The sequence below is a fragment of the Streptomyces sp. DH10 genome (assembly GCF_029813805.1).
In the GTDB taxonomy this organism is placed as follows: domain Bacteria; phylum Actinomycetota; class Actinomycetes; order Streptomycetales; family Streptomycetaceae; genus Streptomyces; species Streptomyces coeruleofuscus.
On sequence record NZ_JARVKU010000019.1, the window covers coordinates 24,181 to 44,577 of the forward strand.

At 72.4% G+C, this 20,397-nt stretch carries 15 protein-coding genes and 3 pseudogenes; 2 read left to right on the top strand and 16 right to left on the bottom strand.

What is annotated here, in order from left to right:
- Positions 1-15: 15 nt before the first annotated feature.
- The 11 genes from QC385_RS31765 to QC385_RS31815 all read right to left on the bottom strand — a co-directional run bounded on the left by QC385_RS31765 (position 16) and on the right by QC385_RS31815 (position 12,739).
- On the bottom strand, positions 16-579 hold the full coding sequence (locus QC385_RS31765; RefSeq protein ID WP_279544806.1) for a GNAT family N-acetyltransferase: 564 nt from the start codon (positions 577-579) through the stop codon (positions 16-18).
- A gap of 62 nt (positions 580-641) precedes the next feature.
- Positions 642-2,426: a CocE/NonD family hydrolase gene (locus QC385_RS31770; RefSeq protein ID WP_279544807.1), complete on the bottom strand. Its 1,785-nt coding sequence runs from the start codon at positions 2,424-2,426 to the stop codon at positions 642-644.
- A gap of 154 nt (positions 2,427-2,580) precedes the next feature.
- A complete protein-coding gene (locus tag QC385_RS31775) occupies positions 2,581-3,513 on the bottom strand; it encodes a S66 peptidase family protein (protein ID WP_279544808.1) in 933 nt (310 codons plus the stop codon).
- Positions 3,510-5,564 (bottom strand): prolyl oligopeptidase family serine peptidase, encoded by a 2,055-nt coding sequence (locus tag QC385_RS31780; protein WP_279544809.1) that lies wholly within the window; start codon positions 5,562-5,564, stop codon positions 3,510-3,512. The genes QC385_RS31775 and QC385_RS31780 overlap by 4 nt, the downstream gene beginning before the upstream one ends.
- A 3-nt stretch (positions 5,565-5,567) precedes the next feature.
- The gene (locus QC385_RS31785) at positions 5,568-6,881 is read right to left on the bottom strand and encodes a M20/M25/M40 family metallo-hydrolase (protein WP_279544810.1); all 1,314 of its coding nucleotides are present in this window, start codon (positions 6,879-6,881) and stop codon (positions 5,568-5,570) included.
- On the bottom strand, positions 6,874-7,707 hold the full coding sequence (locus QC385_RS31790) for a M55 family metallopeptidase (protein WP_279544811.1): 834 nt from the start codon (positions 7,705-7,707) through the stop codon (positions 6,874-6,876). Before QC385_RS31790 ends, QC385_RS31785 begins: the two co-directional genes overlap by 8 nt.
- Positions 7,708-7,783: 76 nt before the next feature.
- Positions 7,784-8,875, bottom strand: coding sequence for an SGNH/GDSL hydrolase family protein (locus QC385_RS31795; protein WP_279544812.1), 1,092 nt, complete (start codon positions 8,873-8,875; stop codon positions 7,784-7,786).
- Between the two features lie 96 nt (positions 8,876-8,971).
- Positions 8,972-10,255 (bottom strand): NAD(P)/FAD-dependent oxidoreductase, encoded by a 1,284-nt coding sequence (locus QC385_RS31800; protein WP_279544813.1) that lies wholly within the window; start codon positions 10,253-10,255, stop codon positions 8,972-8,974.
- Positions 10,252-11,046: an amino acid ABC transporter ATP-binding protein gene (locus tag QC385_RS31805; RefSeq protein ID WP_279544814.1), complete on the bottom strand. Its 795-nt coding sequence runs from the start codon at positions 11,044-11,046 to the stop codon at positions 10,252-10,254. Before QC385_RS31805 ends, QC385_RS31800 begins: the two co-directional genes overlap by 4 nt.
- A complete protein-coding gene (locus tag QC385_RS31810; protein WP_279544815.1) occupies positions 11,043-11,798 on the bottom strand; it encodes an amino acid ABC transporter permease in 756 nt (251 codons plus the stop codon). The genes QC385_RS31805 and QC385_RS31810 overlap by 4 nt, the downstream gene beginning before the upstream one ends.
- Before the next feature lie 11 nt (positions 11,799-11,809).
- On the bottom strand, positions 11,810-12,739 hold the full coding sequence (locus tag QC385_RS31815; protein WP_279544816.1) for a substrate-binding periplasmic protein: 930 nt from the start codon (positions 12,737-12,739) through the stop codon (positions 11,810-11,812).
- 204 nt (positions 12,740-12,943) lie between these two features.
- Here QC385_RS31815 and QC385_RS31820 point away from each other — a divergent pair, with 204 nt between their 5' ends.
- Entirely contained in the window at positions 12,944-14,125 is a 1,182-nt protein-coding gene (locus QC385_RS31820; RefSeq protein WP_279544817.1) for a CdaR family transcriptional regulator, read from the top strand.
- A gap of 29 nt (positions 14,126-14,154) precedes the next feature.
- On the opposite strand, the pseudogene QC385_RS31825 reads toward QC385_RS31820, so the two are convergent.
- A pseudogene (locus QC385_RS31825) lies at positions 14,155-14,454 on the bottom strand (SAM-dependent methyltransferase); the annotation flags it as partial.
- Positions 14,450-14,920: pseudogene (locus QC385_RS31830) on the bottom strand (PAS sensor protein); the annotation flags it as partial. The pseudogenes QC385_RS31830 and QC385_RS31825, both read right to left, overlap by 5 nt.
- A 195-nt stretch (positions 14,921-15,115) precedes the next feature.
- Between QC385_RS31830 and QC385_RS31835 the strand changes: the two are divergent.
- On the top strand, positions 15,116-16,750 hold the full coding sequence (locus QC385_RS31835; protein WP_279544818.1) for a transposase: 1,635 nt from the start codon (positions 15,116-15,118) through the stop codon (positions 16,748-16,750).
- Between the two features lie 5 nt (positions 16,751-16,755).
- Here QC385_RS31835 and QC385_RS31840 read toward each other — a convergent pair.
- The 3 genes and pseudogenes from QC385_RS31840 to QC385_RS31850 all read right to left on the bottom strand — a co-directional run.
- A pseudogene (locus tag QC385_RS31840) lies at positions 16,756-17,070 on the bottom strand (PAS domain-containing protein); the annotation flags it as partial.
- A 143-nt stretch (positions 17,071-17,213) separates the two neighbouring features.
- Positions 17,214-19,604, bottom strand: coding sequence for an MFS transporter (locus tag QC385_RS31845; RefSeq protein ID WP_279544819.1), 2,391 nt, complete (start codon positions 19,602-19,604; stop codon positions 17,214-17,216).
- 185 nt (positions 19,605-19,789) lie between these two features.
- On the bottom strand, positions 19,790-20,233 hold the full coding sequence (locus QC385_RS31850) for an SRPBCC family protein (protein ID WP_020276619.1): 444 nt from the start codon (positions 20,231-20,233) through the stop codon (positions 19,790-19,792).
- Positions 20,234-20,397 lie beyond the last annotated feature (164 nt).

Sequence of the window (20,397 nt, forward strand, 5' to 3'; positions counted from 1 at the left end):
CGGCCGGGGCCCGGCTCAGCGCCGTCGCCCCGGCTCCTCGACCATCTCGGCGGTGATCGCCCAGCGCTCGTGGTCGCGCCAGTCGCCGTCGACGAAGAGCATCTTCGGCGAGAAGCCCTCCAGGCGGAATCCGCAGCTGCGGGCCAGGGCGATCGACGCGGCGTTCAGGGGCTGGACGTTGATCTCCAGCCGGTGCAGCCGCATCGGGCCGAACGCGTACCGCACGACGAGGTCCAGCCCTTCGCGCATCACCCCGCGCCCGGCGGCGTGCGCGAAGGCGCCGTAGCCCAGCGTTCCGGACTGGAAGCCGCCCTCGACGATGTTGTTGACGTTGATGAAGCCGCCGATGGCCCCGTCGCTCTTCTCGCAGACCAGGAACCCGGCCTTGGAGTGGTCCTCGATCAGCCGCCCGGCGTACGCGGTGTACGCCGTGGCGGTGTCGGGCGGGAAGAGCCACGGGTGGTGCAGGTCCTTGCTCTCCCGGGCGCGGGCGGTGAACTCGGCACCGTCCTCGTACGTGAAGTGGCGTATGCCCACCCGGGGGCCTTCGGCGAGGTAGCGGGATGCGTGGTGCGGCATCCCGCCACAGTAACCGCGCCGGCCGTGTCTCATCGGGAACCGGCGACTCAGGACCCGGCGACTCAGGACCCGGCGACCGGCAGCCGGAGCACCCCGGGCTCGCGCGGCCCGCCGACCACGGTCACCGGCTTGATCCCCCGGTTGCCGAAGTACGCGTCGTCGCTCGCCGCGATCACGAACCGCAGCCGGTGCCCGGTCTCGTACCGGTGCACGATGCCGGGCAGCGTGACGGTGAAGCTCTTCGTCACGTCCGGCACCCGGACGGGCGCGACCAGGCGGCGCACGAGGGTGCGGGTGCCGTCGGGCGCGACGTCGTAGATCTTGGCGAAGAGGACCAGCTTGTCGGCCGCGTCGCCGGAGTTCTGCGTGCGTTCGGCCTTCGGGGAGTGCACCTTGAGCGTGGCCCGGGGCGCTCCGACGACGTCGAGGGGGCGCTCCAGCGATTCGCTGGTCCAGTCGAGGTAGGTGCCCTTGATGTCGCTTGGTGGTGAGTCCCGCAGTCCGATGAGGCCGGCCAGCGAGCTCTCCGAATGGCTCGTGGGGATCAGCCAGTTGGTGTAGCCGCGGTTGCCGCGGGCCACCTTGCTTCGGTCGTCGACGAGCTTGCCGTCCCCGGAGAGGTACAGCGTGCGGTTGAGCGCGGGGAGGTGGTCGGCGGTGGCGTAGGTGCGGTTCGGGTCGGTCACCCAGTCGCGGTAGTAGGCGAAGGCCGGTCCCGTGTCGACGTCCGTCCGCTTGCGCAGGTGGCGGTCGAACCAGGCGAGGACGCGCCGGCCGACGTAACTGGTCTCCAGGTTGCCCTTCGACAGGTCGAGCTCACCGGCGGCCGCCGGGCCGGTGAGCCCGCCGCTGTGCCCCCAGGACTGCCAGATCATCTTCACGGGGGTGCCCTGGGCCCGGAGTGTCCGGTACGTCGCCGTGGCCTCGTTGAGGTTGAAGAGGGTGTCGGCCTGCCCTTGGACCAGCAGGGTGGGCGTCTTGACGCGGTGCAGGTAGGACGCCGGGGAGACGCGGCGGGCGAAGGCGAGCAGCTCGGCGGTCCGGCCGGCGGGGTAGCTGCCGGAGTTGAGGGTGTGGACGGTCCGGCAGGCCTCGGTGACGAAGTGCAGGCAGGCCAGGGAGTTGACGCGGGAGGGGTCGAGGCTCGGCTGGAGCAGGGGCTGGCCCTCGCCGATGAGGTAGAAGCCGTTGGTCCACTGCCACTTGAAGACGCCGGGGACACCGGCGCTGCCGACGGCGTTGTTGGGGTCCAGCGAGTACGCCAGGTCGTTCCAGGTGATCATGGGGACGAGCGCGTCGAGGCGGTGGTCGACGGAGGCCGTGGCGAGCTGGACGGCGCCGCCGTAGGAGCCGCCGATCATGCCGACGCGTGGGTCGCCGGGGGCGTCGAGGGTGACGAAGTCGGCGGTGGTGCCGTCGTCGGCGGCGCGTTTGCCGCCCAGGAAGTCGACGAGCTGCGCGGCGGCGGCGCCGTCGATGTCCGGGTCGTCGAGGGAGACGAGGCAGCCGCTGCGGCCGAAGCCGAGTCCGGAGTAGACGAGGGAGACGTAGCCGCGCTGGGCGAAGGCCTTGCCGATGGTGTCCGTCGAACCGTCCGACTTGCTGCCGCCGAAGCCGTTCGTGCCGAGCACGGCGGGTGCCGGGTGGTCCCGGTCCACGCCCGCGGGACGGTACAGGTCGGCGTCGACCGTGCAGGAGCGGCCGCCGGCCCGGACGGTGAACTTCAGCGGGGTGACGGTGTAGGGGTCGGCCGCGGAGGCGGGTGGGCCGATGGCGAGGGGGGCGGCCAGGGCGGCGCCCAGAGCGAGGGCGAGGGGTGCGCGGGATCTGGGCACGCGTCGGGACACACGGACCTCCACGGTGAGGGGGGACGACAACCACAACCTGGCCAACCCGGATACCGACCAGTAGGTACCGGCCGGTAGTCATGGTGTGACACGTGTCAGGGGCCGTCAATCACCGAAGTGAGGGTTTCTTGACAGGATTTCAGTAGCGGCGCGCTCAGCTCAGGGGCGGCGCGTCGAACGTCAACGTGCCCGTGGAGGCGTCCAGTTCGGCCGGGACGCCGAGCGGCACCGTCAGCGCGCCCTCGCCGTGCCCGAACCCGAACTCCTCCACGACCGGGACGCCGAGGCCGCCGAGCCGGTCGGCGAGCACCGCGCGCAGCTCCTCGTACGGACCGCACGCCGCCCAGGACCCGAGCACGATCCCGGCGACCCCGTCCAGCCAGCCGGTACGCAGGAGTTGGGTGAGATACCGGTCGACGCGGTACGGGCTCTCGCCCACGTCCTCGATCAGCAGCAGCCCGCCCCGGGCACCCGCGAGGGCGTGCGGGGTGCCGAGGTCACTCGCGAGGAGGCTGAGGCAGCCGCCGAGTGTCACGCCACGGGCCCGTCCGGGCACCAGAGCGGTGCCGCCCGGGGGTACGGCGGTGACGGTCCGCACGGACTCGGGCTCGAAGAGGGTCGCCCGGAGGTGTTCCTGCGCCCGGGCGTTCTTGATGAAGTCGACACCGGCCGCCGCCGGGCCGTACAGGGTGGCCAGCCCCAGGCGGGTGGCGAACGCCTGGTGCAGGACGGTGATGTCGCTGAACCCGGCGAACACCTTCGGGCCCGCCGCCCGCATCGCCTCCCAGTCGAGCAGGTCGGCCATGCGCTGCGCCCCGTACCCGCCCCGGGCGCACAGCACCGCGGCGACGGCCGGGTCGCACCAGGCGTTCTGGAGGTCGGCGGCCCGCTGGGCGTCCGTACCGGCCAGATAGTCGAACTCCCGGTGACGGCCGAGCACATGGGGCGCCACCACGGGGTCGAGGTCCCAGCAGCGCAGGACGTCGAGCCCGGCCTGGAGCCGCTCCTCGGGCACGGGCCCGCTGGGCGCGACGACGGCCACGCGGGCGCCGGGGACGAGCCGGGGCGGTCGCAGCAGGGGTCTCACTCGGCGAGCTCCAGGATCGGGACGCCGGGTGGATTCAACCGGAACACCTGGGCGTACAGGGATAGTTCGGCTTCCAGGGCGCGCACCATGGTCTCCGCCCTCCGGAACCCGTGCCCCTCCCCCTCGAAGGCGAGGTAGGCGTGCGGCACCGGCCGGTCCCCGAGCCGGGCCAGGAACCGCTCGCACTGGACGGGCGGGCAGATCACGTCGTCCAGGCCCTGGAGCAGCAGGAAGGGCACGTCCAGGCGGTCGGCATGGGTGGCGGGCGAGCGCTCCGTGTAGCGCGCGGGCACGTCGGCGAGCGGCCCGATCAGGCTCTCCAGGTAGTGCGACTCGAAGTCGTGGGTCTCGCCCGTGCCCCAGCCGGTGAGGTCCAGGATGGGGTACTTGATCGTGCCGCAGGCGTAGACGTCGGTCGTGGTGAGGGAGGCGGCCGCGGTCCAGCCGCCCGCGCTGCCGCCCCGGACGGCGAGCCGGTCGCGGTCGGCGGTGCCCTCGTCGGCGAGGGCCAGGGCGACGGCGGCGCAGTCCTCGACGTCGACCACGCCCCACTGCTCGCGCAGCCGTTCGCGGTAGGCGCGGCCGTAGCCGGTGGAACCGCCGTAGTTGACCTCGGCGACGCCGATGCCGCGCGAGGTGAAGTACGCGATCTCCAGGTCGAGCACGAGCGGCGCGCGTCCGGTGGGCCCGCCGTGCGCCCAGACGACGTACGGCGGCAGCTCGTCGGCGGGCGCGACGCAGCCGGGGTGGTGCGGCGGGTAGATGTGGGCGTGGATGTCGCGTCCGTCGGGGCCGGTGAAGGTGCGGATCTGCGGCTCGGGGTAGTACGTGGGGTCCACGGCGTCGTCGTGTTCGGCGCCGATGACGCGGGCGTGGCGGATGAGGGTGCCCCCGCGCGAGTTTGTTCGAGCGTGGGGGAGGGCGTCCAGCTCGACGACCTCGTAGGCGCTGCGCGGGCTGGCGCCGACGGCGACGATCCGCTCGCCGCGCGCCGCGAGGGTGGCGGTGAACTCGGTCCAGGGCCCGGCCGCGTCGACGACCTCACCGGTGTCGGGGTCCAGGATGCCGAGGGCGGTGGCGCCCCGGCCGTGGACGACGGCGATCAGGCCGCTGTCGAGCGGCGCGAACCATCGCATGCCCGGTTTCCACAGCGCCCCGGCGAACTCCTCCTCGCGCGGGCACAGGGGCTCCCCGTCGAGGTACAGGTTCCACCAGCCGCTGCGGTCGCTCGCGTACAGCAGACGGCCGTCGTGGGTGAAGTCGGCCTGGGCGACGGACTCGCCGGGCCCGCCGGCGACGGTCCGGGCGCCGTGCAGGGTGCCGTCGGGGCCGACATCGGCGAGGAGCAGTTCGGTGCCGTCCCACGGCATGCGCGGATGGTCCCAGGCGAGCCAGGCCGCCCGCCGCCCGTCCGGCGACAGCCGCGCTCCGGTCACGAACCGGTGCCGGTCGTCGGTGAGTTCCCGTACGGCGTCCCGGTCCCGGGCGGCGGAGCCGTCCAGCGGTACGGCGGCCAGGACACGGCGCACATCGGCGGGCCCGGGGCCGGTGAACTCCTCCAGCACGCACCACACCTCGCCCCGCTCGGGCCGCAGTCGCGGCTCGGCCCAGCGCAGGCCAGCGCCGACGTCGGACACGGGCGTGAGCGGACTCGGCTCGCCGCCCGGCTCGTACCGGTAGAGCCGCTGGTCGGCGAAGTTCACGAACACCACCAGCGGGCCGTTCTCCCCCGGGAGTGCGGCCCACGGGTGCCCGCCGTACTCGATGACCCGGCTGCGCACGTTCCACGGCGCGGGCAGCAGCGACTCCTCCGTGCCGCCCGCCCGTCGCCCGCCACCACCCCTCCAACGAGGCGCTTCGCGCCCCACCTCCTGATTGTGCCGCCGCACCAGGGTGCGCCGGCCCGCCTCGGCGGGGCGCGGTTCGGTCCACCACACCTCGTCGCCGACGAACCCCACGTACTCCGGGTGTCCGTCGTGCGCGGCGGCCAGGGCCGCGTCGATGGGCGAGGGCCACGCCCCGTACGGCAGTGTCCGCACCGTCTCCCCCACTCCCTAGGCCGTGCGCAGGAACCGGTCGAGCACGCGGACGCCGAAGTGCAGTGCCTCGACGGGGACCCGCTCGTCGACGCCGTGGAACATGGCCCAGTAGTCGTAGCCCTCCGGCAGCTTCAGCGGTGTGAAGCCGTAACCGGTGATGCCGAGGCGGGAGAACTGCTTGGCGTCCGTGCCGCCGGGCATGCAGAACGGCACTACGTGCCCCTCCGGGGCGAACTCCTGGACGGCGGCCCGCATCCGGGCGAACGTCGCCGAGTCCACCGGCGCCTGGAGGGCCACCTCGCGGTGGTGGAACTCCCACTCCACGTCCGGCCCCGTGAGCCGGTCGAGGGTGTCGCGGAACTCGTCCTCGCCGCCGGGCAGATACCGGCCGTCCACGTGCGCCACGGCCTCACCGGGAATGACGTTGATCTTGTAACCGGCGTCCAGCATGGTCGGGTTGGCGCTGTTGCGGATGGTCGACTCGACGAGCGCGGCGGCCGGTCCGAGCTTGTCGAGCAGCCGGTCCACGTCGGTCAGGTCGGGCTCGATGCCGTACAGCGCGGCGAGTTCGGTGAGCGCGGCGCGCACGGTCGGGGTCAGCCGCAGCGGCCACTCGTGCTCCCCGATCCGGTTGATCGCGGCCGCGAGCCGGGTGACCGCGTTGGCCTTGTTCACCTTGGAGCCGTGCCCGGCCCGGCCGCGCGCGGTGAGCTTCAGCCAGGCGGTGCCGCGCTCACCGGCCGAGAGGGGGTAGATCTGCCGTCCGGCGCCGTCGTGGAAGGTGAAGGCGCCCGCCTCGCTGACGCCCTCGGTGCAACCCTCGAACAGCGCGGCGTGTTCGTCGGCGAGGAACCCGGAGCCGTCCTCGGCGCTGGCCTCCTCGTCCGCGGTGAACGCGATGACGATGTCCCGCCGGGGGCGGACGCCCTGGCGCGCCCAGGCACGCACCACGGCCAGGATCATCGCGTCCATGTTCTTCATGTCGACGGCGCCGCGCCCCCAGACGACCCCGTCGCGGATCTCCCCGGAGAACGGGTGCACGCTCCAGTCGGCGGCCGCGGCGGGTACGACGTCCAGATGGCCGTGGAGCAGCAGCGCGTCGGCCGAGGGGTCGGTGCCCTCGATGCGGGCGACGACGTTGGTGCGGCCCTTGGTGCGCTCCAGGAGTGTCGGCTCGATGCCGGCCTCGGCGAGCCGCGCGGCGGCGTACTCGGCGGCGGGCCGCTCCTGGCAGTCGCCCCCGCCCCGGTTGGTGGTGTCGATCCGGATCAGGTCGGACGTGAACGTCACGACCTCGTCCAGCGCCTGCCAATCCGCCTGCTCAGCCATACTGCTCCTCCACCGCGGCCGAGACGATCGTGGTGACCGCCTTGAAGGCGCGGATGCCCTCGTACATGGTCTCGCTCGTGCAGGCCACCTTCCGCTCCCCGATCCGGTCCACACCCGGCACGACGGTGGCGGCCATGGCCAGGTGCTCGGCGTCGAACTCCACGGCGACGGTGAACGGGCCGCCGCGCACGGGTTCGTGACGCACCGCCAGCGACGCCGCCTCCTTGGCCGCCGCCCGGATCTCCGCCGCGGTCCTGGCGGGCGTGCGGCACACCGCCGCGTACCGCGAGACGTGGTCCTTCACGGCGACCTTGAGCGCCTCGGGCGCGTACCCGAGCGCGTCCTCGCAGGTGATGTCGTCCCCGGTGACCAGCACGACCGGCACCCCGAACTCCGCGACGACATGGGCGTTGAGCAGCCCCTCGCTGGCGGGTACGTCGTTCAGCCACACGCCCGTGATCTGGTTCGCGAGGTAGGTGTGCGCGAGGACGCCCTCCATGCCGGCGCCCGCGTGGTAGCCGACGAACGCGATGCCGTCCACGTCGCCGTGCTGCACGCCCTCCACCATGGACAGCGCCTTGTGCCGCCCGGTGAGCAGCTGGGCCCGTTCGTCCAGTTGCTCCAGCAGCAGGTTGCGCATGGTCCAGTGCGCCTCGTTGACGATCACCTCGTCTGCGCCGCCGTCGTAGAAGCCGAGCACGGCGGCGTTGACGTCCGAGGTGAACAGCGAGCGGCAGCGCTCCCACTGCGAGGCGCCCGGCAGCACGTCGTCCGGCCAGGTGACGCCGGTGGCGCCCTCCATGTCGGCGCTGATGAGGATTCTCATGACGAGCCGTCCCCCGTGATGGAGATCTTCATGGTTCGTCACGTTACGCGCTGCGGGCGGAACCGGCTACGACATGTCACCACCGTATCCGCAGGTCGGTGATGAACGCGGTGAGCCGGTCGGCGAGCAGCCGGTTGTCGCGGGCCGAGTAGTGCCAGTGGCAGCCGAGGAAATCCAGGCCCGTGTCGTCGAGGCGCCAGTAGCGGACCCGGCGGTCGCCGACGGCGGTGCGTTCCTGTACGACCTGCTCCACATGTCCGGCGAACGGCCCGGCGCCGACGGCCACCACGGTGGTCCCGGCTCCGTAGCGCGTCCGCAGCTTCTGGAGGAAGCCGCTGTAGGCGCTGCGGTAGGCGGCGGCGAGACTCTCGTCCGTCCACGGCTCGCCCGGGTTGACGGGCGTCGAGAAGTCGTTGGTGCCCAGGTGGACCACCACGAGCTTCGGCCGCCAGGCGCCCGGGTTCTGCCAGACGTCGCCGGGCACGTTCAGCAGCGCGCGGTCGTAGAAGGTGCGGTAGTTCACCTCCGGCGTCCCGCCGTTGTAGTTGCGGACCATGCCCAGGCCGGAATACGCGTTGACCTGGTAGTCGGCGCGCAGCCGCCGGGCGGTGAGGGCGCCGTAGCTCACGTCGGCGTTCGTGGTGCGCGCGACCTGCTCGCCGGTGCAGTCGCGGGAGGCCGAGAGGTTGCCGTAGCCCGCCGTGAGGGAGTCGCCGACGAACTCGATCTGGCGGCCGCGTTCGGCCGGTCTGCCGAGGACGGCGCCGCCCGGCGCGGCGACGAATCCGCCGAAGGAGCTGGTGCTCCAGGGGGTGTCGTTGCGCTTGACGAGCCGGACGGTGTGCACGCCGTCGCGCAGACCCTTGATCCAGTGGGTGGTCCGGCCCGGCGTGACGAGGGTGGCGACGGTGGTTCCGTCGATCTGGACGTCGTAGTCGGCGGCCGGGTCGTCGAGCACGACGCCCACGCCGGTGCCGCGGAACCGGCCCTCGAAGTACACGCCTGGCCAGCTGTACTGGAGCACGTCCCCGGCGTCCTTGACCCGCCCGGCGGTGTGCACGCTCTCCCGCACGCCGTCCCGGTCCGACGGGGCGGCGGTGGCGACGGCGGTCGGGCCGGCCAGCACCATCGCCGCCGTCGAGGCGACCAGCATCCGTAACCAGGGCATCGGCATGACTGTCCTCCAGGGGACGAGGCAGGTGCACGGATCGGGGCGACATGAACGTACATCGACAAAATCCCCGCCCACCAGACCGCGTCGCGCTCAGCTCCGCAGCCGGTCGAAGCCGAAGGGCACGAGGGCCTCGGGCCGCCGCCCGGTGGCGACATACTCGGCGAGCCGGTGCCCGGTGACCGGCCCCAGGGTGACCCCGAGCATGCCGTGGCCGGTGGCAGCGTAGGCGTTGTCGTGCCCCGGCACGCGGTCGATCACCGGGAGTCCGTCGGGGAGGAACGGGCGCCCGCCGACCCAGGGGTCCCGGATCAGGCCGACCAGGTCGTCCGGGTCGTCGAACCAGCGGCCCAGGTAATGCCGGCTCGCGAGGGCGACCGCGACGATACGGCGCCAGTCGAGACGGTTGTTGTTGCCGCTGAGCTCCATCGTGCCGCCGATCCGCGTGGTGCCGCCGATCGGTGAGGCGACCGCCCGGCGCTCACCGAAGTACAGCGTGTGCCGGGGCACCGGATCCAGGTCCACGGAGAAGCTGTACCCCTTGCCCGCCTGGAGGGGCAGACGGTGCCCCAGGAACCCGAGCAGATCCGGCGAGCGCATCCCGGCGGTGACGACGACCGCCGAACAGGGCATTTCGATGTCGGCGGTGCGCAGGGCCGTGACCCGGCCGCCCGCCGTCCGGAACCCGGTGACCTCGGCGTTCTCGTGGATCTTCACACCCGCGGCGGCCAGTGCCTCGCCGAGGGCACGCGCGAACGCCTCCGGGTCGACGACCCCCTCCCCCGCCACGAGGTAGGCCGCGCGCACGGCCGGTGACAGGGCCTCGTCCAGCAGGTGCGCCTCGGCGCCCGTGACGATGTCGTCGGGCACGGGGTAGTGCCCGTCCGCCATCTCCCGCTGGACCGCGAGGTGGTGCCGGGCCTCGGCCGGCGACAGGAAGGCGTGCACCATCCCGGGCCGGGTCAGCGTCGTGTCCACCCCGGCCTCGCGCATGCCGTCGAACAGGCCGAAGGTCTCGCGGTTCAGCTCGGCGACCGCCGCGTAGCCGCGCTTGAAGACGGCCGGTGTGCTGCTGCGCCAGAACCGCCACAGCCACCGTACGAACGCCGGATCAGGGAGTGGCCGCAGGTAGAGCGGGGAGTCCGGGCGGCCCAGCGAGCGCAGGGCGTAGCGCACCACGCCCGGGGCCGGCACCGGCGTCGAGTGGCTGAGGCAGACCCAGCCGGCGTTGCCCCGGGACGCCCCGGACCCGAGCCGGCGCCGCTCGACCACCTCCACCGGCAGCCCAGCGGCGGCCAGGTAGTAGGCCGTGCACAGCCCCACCACACCGCCGCCCACGACGACGACCGGGTCCGCCGTACCCGATACGGCGCTCATGAGGCGTTCCCGTACGACGCGAGGAACTCCCTGGTGCGGGTCTCGGCGGGGGTGTCCAGGACGTCCTCGGGCCGGCCCTCCTCCACGATCCGGCCGCCGTCGACGAACACGACGTGGTCGGACACCTCCCGGGCGAAGGGCAGTTCGTGGGTGACGAGCAGCATCGTCATCCCGTCGGCGGCCAGTTCGCGCATCACGCTCAGCACCTCCCGGGTCGCCTCCGGGTCCAGGGAGGAGGTGGGCTCGTCGAAGAGCAGTACCTCGGGCCTCAGGGCGAGGGCCCGCGCGATGGCGACGCGCTGCTGTTCGCCGCCGGAGAGCTGCTCGGGCTGGGCGAGGGAGCGGTGGGCCACCCCGACCCGGCGCAGCAGCGCCACGGCCCGCTCCAGGGCCTGCGCTTCGGGCACTCCCGCCTTGCGCTGCGCGAGCACCACGTTCTCCACGGCGGTCAGGTGCGGGAACAGGTGGAACCGCTGGAAGACCATGCCGACCGTGCGGCGCAGCCGGGGCAGATCGCGGCAGACCATGTGGCCGCCCTCGTGGATGACCTCACCGGCGACCTCGACAGTGCCCCGGTCCGGGCGTTCCAGCAGGTTCACGCAGCGCATCAGGGTCGTCTTCCCGCCCCCGCTCTGCCCGATGACGCTGACGATGCTGCCCCGGCCGACCTCCAGGTTCACCCGGTCGAGCACGAGCCGGCCGTCGAAGGACTTGCACAGCCCCTCGATCCGTATGACGGCCTGGGAGGAGGCCCGGGCGGCGGGCGTCGCCGCGGCCACTGACTCGGTCATGCGGAAACCTCCTTCACGGGGACGGGGGCAGCCGGTTCGGCGGCCAGCAGGGCACGGGCCGCTCGCAGGCGCCGCCGTCGCCACGGCGACAGGGGCACTCCCGACCGGACCTTGCGCTCCAGGAGCAGCAGCAGCTGGGACAGCGGGTAGCAGAGGGCGAAGTAGATCGCCGCGATGACCAGGTACACCTCCAGGGCCCGGAAGGTGGCCGAGGTGATGAGCCGCCCCTCGGACATCAGCTCCGCGGCGGAGACGGTGACCAGCAGCGAGGTGGACTTGAGCAGGTCGACGAGCATGGTGTTGGTGCCGGGCAGGGCCAGCCGGAGGGCCTGTGGCAGCACGATGTGGCCGAAGATGCCGGTCCTGCCGACTCCCAGCGCCTCGCCGGCCTCGGTCTGCCCGGCGTGCACGCCGCTGATCGCGGCGCGGAAGATCTCGGACAGGTAGGCGGCGTAGAAGACGACCAGGCTGAGGCAGCCGGCCGTGAAGACGTCCAGCCGGATCCCGGCCGAGGCGAGGCCGAAGTAGGTCAGGAAGATGATGGCGAGCAGCGGGACGTTCTTGAACACCTCGGTGTAGACGGCGGCCAGGGCGCGCGCCGGCCAGGCCCGGCTGAGCCGGAGCAGCGCCACGGTCAGGCCGAGCAGCACCGCCCCCGAGAAGCTGACGACGGTGTAGGACAGGGTGCGCCCGAGCGCGGAGATCAGATCGGGCCGGTAGTCGGACCAGGGGACCTCGAAGAGACCGGACATGGCGGCTGCTTTCACTGGGCGATGGACGGGGGCGTCCAGTCCTGGGGCCGGTCCACGCCCCGGCGGGCCGTGGCGACGTCGGCGGCGGGCACGAGGAACTGCTTCGGGTCGCCGCCGTACTTGCGGACGAGCTTGTCCAGCTCGCCGTTCTTGTACATGGCGTCGATCTGCGCGGAGATCGCCCGCTCCAGCTTCGTGGCCTTCTTCGGCAGGTAGAAGCCGGTCTGGTACGGCTGGAAGTACGCGTAGGCGGGCTTGGCCTTCACCTGCGCGGCGGTCGGCGGCGTCAGGTACTGGGTGTCGATCTTCAGCTCCGGACGCTGCTTCTGCGCGGCGATGATGATCAGCGGGTCGAGGAAGCCGACGTCGACCCGGCCGGCGCCCAGGTCGTCGAAGACGCCGTTGGCGTCGGGGTAGGCGTGCAGCTTGCCGTCCGGCACGGCCTGGATGGACTTGACCCAGACGTAGCCCTCGACGGTGCCCAGGTTCAGGCCCTCCAGGTCACCGACGGTCTTGTACGTCTTGCCGCTGCGGACGGCCATCGCCGGGGGCGAGTAGTACGGCGGATCGGTGAACAGCCCCTGCTTCTGCCGGTCGGCGGACCAGGCGACGCCGCCGATGGTGATGTCGACCCGGCGGGACTGCACCCCGGCGAGCATGCCCGCGAAGTCCGTCACCTCCGGCTCGATCTTCAGGCCCAGCTTCTTGGCGGCGTAGGCGAGGATGTCGCCGTCGAGTCCGACGATTCTGCCGCCCTGGACGCTGGTGTAGGGCGCGTAGGGCTGGACGGCCACCTTGATGACGCCGGGCGTGAGCGTGCCCAGCGCGGCGGTCTCGGCGGACACGTTCTTCGGGGCGTCGTCCCCGCCCGAGCCGCAGGCGGCGGTGGACATCAGGAGCATCGCGGACAAAGCGAGAGCGAGCGAGCGCGCACGGATCATCGGCTCGGGCCTTCCGTCTCGGTGCTGAAGGATCCCGCCGATTCACGGGACACTGTGCTCCCGGCGGGGAGGTGATGAGGCCCATACGCTAGGCACAGGCTCGCCGCGCGTCACCGTTCACTTCGTACGAACTTGTCGCCGGAACGCCTGCCTCCCCTGTACGGTGCGTCCAACCCGGACCGCCCCTGGCGGGAGGAATCGCCCATGCTGAGCCCGTCACTCGCGCAGGAGATCGCCGGGGACACCTCCGCGGTCATCGGCTTCAACGTGCTGATCACCGACGCGGAGGGCATGGTCATCGGCAGCGGCGACAGCAGTCGCGTCGGCACCTTCCACGAGGCGTCCGTCGAGGTCGTCCGCACCAAGGAACCCGCCACGCACAACGCCTCTCAGGCCCACTCGCTGCGCGGGGTCCGGCCCGGGATCACCCTGCCCCTGGTCACGGACGGGCGGGCGGTGGGGACCGTCGGGATCACCGGCACCCCCGCGCAGGTGGGCCGCTTCGGTCTGCTGGTGAAGCGGCAGACGGAGATCCTGATCCGGGAGTCCGTGATGCTGCGCTCCCGGCTGCTCGCCGAGCGAGCGGCCGAGAAACTGCTCACCGACATCGCCGCGTACGACCCGCTGGTCGTGGAGGGCGACCTCCTGCTGTTCCGGGCCGCCGACCTCGGCTTCGACCTGCGGCTGCGCCGGGTCGCGGTGGCCTTCGAGGTGACGGTGCCCGACCCGGGCGCCCGTCGGGGTGCCCGGGCCCGGGACGTGGCACTGGTCCGCTCCGAGCTGCTGCGTACGGTCCGCGACGTCTTCGCCGACCCGCAGGACATCGTCGCCGGGACGGCTCCCGGCTGGATCGGCGTCCTGCACCGGCTCCCGGCCCGGGCCCCGGCGGACGCGCCGGCCGCCGACTGCCGCCGGGTCACGGACGTCATCGCCGCCCAGGACGGGCTCACCGCCCGGGCGGGCATCGGCGAACCGGCCGCCTCCGTCGGCGCTCTGCACGACTCCTACCAGGACGCGTGCGACGCGCTGCGCCTGGGCGCCCGGGTGGACGGCGGCTCCACCGTCCACTCGATCGGCGATCTGCGGGTCCACCAGCTCCTGGCGGCGGTGAGCCAGTCCGCCCGCACCCGGCTGCTCGACCTGACCGCCGCGCGGCTGCGGGAGCAGCCGGACTGGCCGGCCCTCCGGGACACGATCACCGCCTGGTGCGAGAGCGGGTTCAACCTCGTACGAGCGTCCGCGGCGCTGCACATCCACCGCAACACCGTCGTCTACCGCATGAACAAGATCGAGCAGCTCACCGGCCGCCCGCTGCGCGAGCACCGGACGGCCATGGCGCTGTACCTGGCGTGCCTGGCCGACCGGCTGGGCGGCCCGGACCACTGACCGTCTGTCTCGTTCCACCTCAGGGACCTCTAAGCCGTACGCCCCGCCACCAACCACTTGGAAGGCAGCTCGATACACGTGCCGTCGGAGCGGAACCCCGTGGTGACGAGGGGCAGTTCGCCGCTCGCCAGGACGGTGAGACCGGCCGAGCTCAGATATTCGGGCACGGCCTCGTCGGAGACCTCGCCGGGTGCGAGACCGTGCCGGAACACGGGCGCGAGCTTGGGCGGCGGACCGGCCGGACCGCTCGCCAGCCCCGGCAGCACCGCCTTGGCCGCCCCCGAGAGCTCCACGAGGAAGGCCCTGCCCCGGTCCCCGACCAGCTGTGCGGGACAGGTCGAGGGAGGTGCCGATGCGGCCGCTGACCTCGTTGAGGAACTCCAGGCGCTCGCGGACGGCGGCGTACTCGAGGTCCTCGCCCTCGTCGCGCAGTTCCTCCGGGACGGGCTCACCGGCGGCCAGGGCCCGCGCGGCCCGTTCGCGGCGTGCCTTGCGCTCGGCGCGCCGGGCCACGCCCCAGTCCGGCGTGACGGGCACCCGGTCATTCTGGCTGAACTCCAGGACAGGATAGCCGAGTTCGAGGACCTGCGCGACGATGCGGGCGCTCTCGCCGACGCTCATGCTGGGCAGGATCTCGGGCAGTCGGCGGGCGAGGTCCTCCGAGCCGGGGAAGTCGGTGTGCAGCGCGAAGCCGGGCGCGATCCGCTCGAACGCCCCGTCGGTGCCGCCGACGCGCAGCCCGTCGGCGTCGGCGGCCAGCACGAGCAGCCGCTCGGGGCCGGGGCCGACCAGGGGGTTGTTACTGCTGCCGCTTGGTCGAGCGTAAGCGTGTATGAGCGAGTGTGAGTGAGTGCCGGCACTGCCGACGACGGGACGCAGACGGCTTCGGAGTCGGGGGAACGGAAGTTTGCCTGTCGAATGTGTGACCTTTGCGGCTGGGGCTCGTTGGATGCGGTGACGGATCGTCGACATCGGGCCGGGGGTAACGGGGTGGGCGGGCTGCGGAAGGTGGCGGCGCCGTTTGTGGTGCCCGGCCCCTCGGGGGTGGCGGTCCGGGCCCGGTTGCGGGTCTCGGAGACGGACGCGGCCGTATTGGCCGAGGTCGGTACGTTCCTCGGTGGGCTTGCGGCGCGGGATCTCGCGGTGCGCTCCCGTCAGGGGCTGGCCCATGATGCCGCCACGTGGGCTGCTCGGAAGCGGGAGCTGACCGGGTCCTCTTCGGCGCGGTGGGCGGGCAGCATCACCAAAGCCACCCATGACCAGTGGGCCCTGGCCCGGCGCGGCCAGATGGCGGGGATGGCGTGGCTGCGTGGGCAGATCACCGCGATCGAGGCCCGGCTGGCCCGCCCGCTGGGCGCCAAGGCCAGCAAACGCGAAGGGCTGGTGCGCGGGTACGGCTCGCGGGCGGAGTGGCACGCCAAGGCCCGCCGCCTGCACTCGCTGAAGGACCGGCTCGCCGGTCTGGAGGCGGACTGGGCGGCGGGCCGGGTGCATGTAGTGCGCGGCGGCAACCAACTCGCCCGCCTGCGCCACCACCTGCACCGGGCCGGGCTGGATCAGGCGGCCTGGCGGGAACGGTGGGAGGCGGCGCGGATGTTCCTGGCAGCCGACGGGGAGTCCGGCAAACACTTCGGCAACGAGACCATCCGCATCACCGGCACCGGGCAGGTCTCCATCAGGCTCCCCGCAGCCCTTGGCCATCTGGCCAACGCCCCGCACGGCCGCTACGTCCTCGACGCCACCGTGATGTTTAAGCACCGGGGCGAGGAATGGGCGGACCGAGTTACGGACAACCGGGCGGTGGCCTACCGCATCCACCACGACCCGGTCCGCCGCCGCTGGTATGTCACCGCTTCCTGGCAGCGCACAGCTGTCCCGGTCCTGCCGATCGACGCGGCGCTGGCCCGGGGGGTGGTGGCAGTGGACATGAACGACGAACACCTCGCCGCTTGGCACCTCGACATCCACGGCAACCCCGTCGGCGAACCCCAGCGCTTCTTCTACAACCTGTCAGGTAATACCTCGCACCGGGACGCCCAGATCCGCCATGCGCTGACCCGGCTGCTGCACCACACCCGCCGCAGGGGAGCCGAGGCGATCGCGATCGAGGACCTCGACTTCACCGACGGCACCAGCAGGGAGAAGCACGGCCGTAACAAGCGGTTCCGCCGTCTGATCTCCCGCTTTCCCACCGCGAAGCTGAAGGCGCGGCTGGTGTCGATGGCCGCCGAGCAGAACATCGCGATCGTCGCGGTGGATCCGGCGTACACCTCCCGGTGGGGTGCCCAGCACTGGCAGCAGCCCCTGACGACACCCGCCCGTCAAGTGTCCCGGCACGATGCGGCAAGCATCGCGATCGGGCGACGCGCCCTTGGGTATCCGATCCGGCGACGGACGGCACCGCCCCCACACGACCAGAGTGATCGTGCGGGGCATCGGACCGTCCAGGCCCGACCGGAGACCCGACGGCGTGAGGAAACCCGCCCCCGCGTACCCGGACCACGATCAGGAGTCGTGCTGCCCGGACGCGGAGCGAAAGCGGGCGACCAGCGTGCCCAACACCGTTCGGAGCACGCGGCTGAGCATGAGCCCTGGCGACAGGACTCACTCCCGCTCAGTCTTTAGGAACAGTAGGACAGCCCGCCGTCGAGGGACGCCTCGAGGCCGGGGCCGGGTCCGTCGTCGGCCTCGTACGGAGTGGTGGTGTCCTGGTCCCCGGGAAGTGCGCCGGAGACGGGGAGCAGGTCGAGGGCCGCGCGGCCGATGGCCTCGTCCTTGGGGACACCGAACAGGCGCCGTGCGCCCGTGCTCCAGTGGGACACGAGGCCTTCGCGGTCGACGACGACCACGGCCAGGGGGACACGGCCGGGCTCGGTGGCTTCCGCCACCGGGCCGTGCCCGGCTCCGGGGCCGGCGGGTGTGCCCCTGTCGGTGCCACGGTCCATGGCCCAGGCCCTCTCTCCCCACGGATCCGCAAGATCTGTGCCAGCGTCACCACCGTACGGCGACCGCCGGTTGCCATGTGCGTCAATGCGGGAATTCCTCGCGCGGGGTTCGCACCGGCGTGCGACCCCGCGCGCCGGTGGCTTTAGTCCTCGTGTCCCAGTTGGAGGTCCCGCTCGGTGCGGCCGCCCCCGGCCACCTGGAGCACGGTGGCGACGGGCGGGTAACCGGCGGCGATGACGGTGTACTCGCCGGAGGACAGGTCGACGAACCGGAACGTGCCGTCGGGGCCGGTGGTGAGCGTGTCGACGACGTTGCCGGCGACGTCCAGCAGGGTCACGCGCGCGTCCTCGACGGGCCGGCCGCCGCCCGCCCGGACGGTGCCGCGCAGGAGGGCGCCGCCGGCCAGTTCGATGTCCCGGCGGGTCTCGCGGGCGGCCTGGACGGTGACGGGGAGCGCGGCCGGGCGGAAGGCGGGGGCGCTGGCGGCGAGGGTGTACTCGCCGGCCACCAGATCGGTGATGACGTAACCGCCCTCGCGGTCGCTGCGGGTGGTGGCCACGACCTCGCCGTGCACGTTGGTGAGCGTGACGCCGGCGTCCCGTACGGGGGTGCCGTCGGCGGTGACCACGCTGCCGACGAGGTTCCCCGCGCCGCCCAGGACGATGTCCAGTTCGACGGGGCGTTCGCCGACGGTCACGGAGACCGCCTGCGGCTGGTGGCCGCCCGCGGCGGCGATCAGCACGTACGCGCCGGGGCCCGGGGTGGCCAGCGCGTAGCGCCCGTCCTCGCCGCTGGCGCCCCGGGCGGTCTGCTGTCCGGTGACGTCGATGAGCGTGAGTGCCGCGCGGGGCACGACGGTCCCGTCGTGGTGCTGCACCGAGCCGCAGACGGGGATCCCGGCGGTGTGCGGGGCGCGGGCCTGCGGGATCGGGGTGCTCCCGGGGACCGTGTCCGGGTCGGTGACGGATGCGTGGTGGGACACCAGGGGTTTCTCCTTGAGGAAGAGGGCGATGACCAGCCCGAGGGCCAGCACCGGCACCAGGTGGAGGAAGATCCGCGGCATGGCGTCGGCGTACGCCCCGATGTAGCCGTCGCGCAGTGCCGGGGGCAGGCCGTGCACGAGCTGCGGGGTGATGGACTCGGGGTCGGGGAGCCGGTCGCCCGCGCGCGTGGGCAGGTCGCGGGCCAGGGCGTCGGCGAGCCGGTCGGCGATGAGGGTGCCTAGGACGGCGGCTGAGAGGCTGCCACCGATCTGCCGGAAGTAGTTGGTGGCGCTGGTGGCGGTGGAGAGATCGGCCGGCCGCACCGAGTTCTGCACGGCGAGGATCAGCACCGGCATCACCATGCCGATGCCGGCGCCGAGGACGGCCATCCAGATGCTGTAGTGCAGCCGGGGCGTGTCGGCGTCGAGGCGGGACAGCAGCCACATGCCGGTGGTGGAGAGGGCGCCGCCGAGGATCGGGTAGGCCTTGTAGCGGCCGGTGTGGCTGATGAGCTGTCCGGTGATGACCGAGGCGCCGACGATGCCGGCCATCATGGGCAGCATGAGCAGGCCCGACTCGGTGGCGGAGGCGCCGTCGACCATCTGGAGGTAGGTCGGCAGATAGCTGGCGGCGCCGAACAGCCCGGCCCCGGTCACCAGGCCGATCAGGCCGGTGACGTTGAAGACGGAGTCCCTGAACAGCCGCAGCGGGATGAGGGGTTCGGCGGCGAAGTGCTCGGCGACGACGAAGAGGACGGTCGCCACGGCCGCTCCCGCGCCGAGGCCGAGGATCATGCGCGAGTCCCAGGCGTACTCGGTGCCGCCCCAACTGGTCAGCAGGACCAGGCAGGTGGAGGCGGCGGTGAGCAGCAGCGCGCCGAGGATGTCCAGCCGGGCCTTGCCGGCCGGTTTCGGGAGCTTCAGCGCGACGGCGACGACGACCAGCGTGACCAGGCCGAAGGGCACGTTGACGTAGAAGCACCAGCGCCAGGAGAGGTGGTCGGTGAAGTAGCCGCCGAGCAGGGGGCCGGCCACGGAGGCGAGTCCGAAGGCGGCGCCGATCAGGCCCATGTAGCGGCCGCGCCGCCGGGCGGGCACGATGTCCGCGACGATCGTCTGGACACCGATCATGAGGCCGCCCGCGCCGACGCCCTGGAGGGCCCGGACGGCGATCAGCTGGTCCATGGTCTGCGCCCGGCCCGCGAGCGCCGAGCCGGCGACGAAGACGACGATCGCGAACTGGAAGACGCCCTTGCGGCCGAGCAGGTCGCCCAGCTTGCCGTAGATCGGCAGTCCGACGGTCGCGGTGAGCAGGTAGACGGTGATCGCCCAGGACATCCGGTCCAGGCCGTGCAGCTCACCGACGATCTTCGGGAGCGCCGTGGCGACGATCATCTGCTCCAGGGCGGCGAGGAGCAGGGCCGACATGAGTGCGACGAAGACCAACCGCACCCTGCGCGGGCTCAGTTCGGCGGCCGGGGCCGGCGGCGGGGAGGGGGGTTCGGGAGGTGCCACCGCCGGTTCGTCCTGCGCCAGAGTGATCCCGCCCACCTACCGCTCCCCTCGTCGCGCTGCCGCACAATTCCCGCGTAAAAGCGACAACTACGAGCAAGCGCGACGAGTTACGGCACAGGTCTGAGCCGAACGGAGATCACCCGAACCGGTGAGGGGCACAACGGCCCCTGGAAGTTCCCGGTTTGAGGGAGCCGCTTATCCATCCTCCGCTTCGAGGGAGGCTACTTCTCGACCTCGGCGGCGAGCCGGGCGAGCAGCGCGTCGTAGATCCGGCCGAGGCCCTTGGGCGCGAAGGTCTTCTCGAAGAAGCCGCCGATGCCGCCGGCGCCGGTCCAGGTGGTGGTCACGACGACCCGGGACTTGCCGTCGCCGGCCGGGGTGACGCGCCAGGTGGTGACCATGGAGGAGTTGCGGTCCTTCTCGACCAGCTCGCCGTCGGTGGGCTCGCTGACCTCCAGGAGGCAGTCGCGCACGCGCTTGCTGGTGGCCTGGAGCTTCCAGTGGACGAGGGTGCCCTCGCCGTCACCGCCCTCCCGGACCTCGTACTCGCTGAACTGCTCCGGCAGCAGCTTCGCGCGCGTGCCGCTGTAGTCGGCGAGGGCGTCGAACACCGTCTCCGCGTCCGCCGCGACGATCCGCTCCGTAGTGGCCTCGACCTGCGCCATCGCTTTCCTCCAGGACATGGGTTCTCGGGGGTTGGGGGCAAGCCAACCACCCCGCTGCCCGGCCACCCAAATCGGGGTCGCCCAACCCGGTCGAACCCGTTCGGAAAGCACCCTCGCACGATCAAGGGAACATCTGTTCTATTCTGGGGGCAGTGCTACCGAGG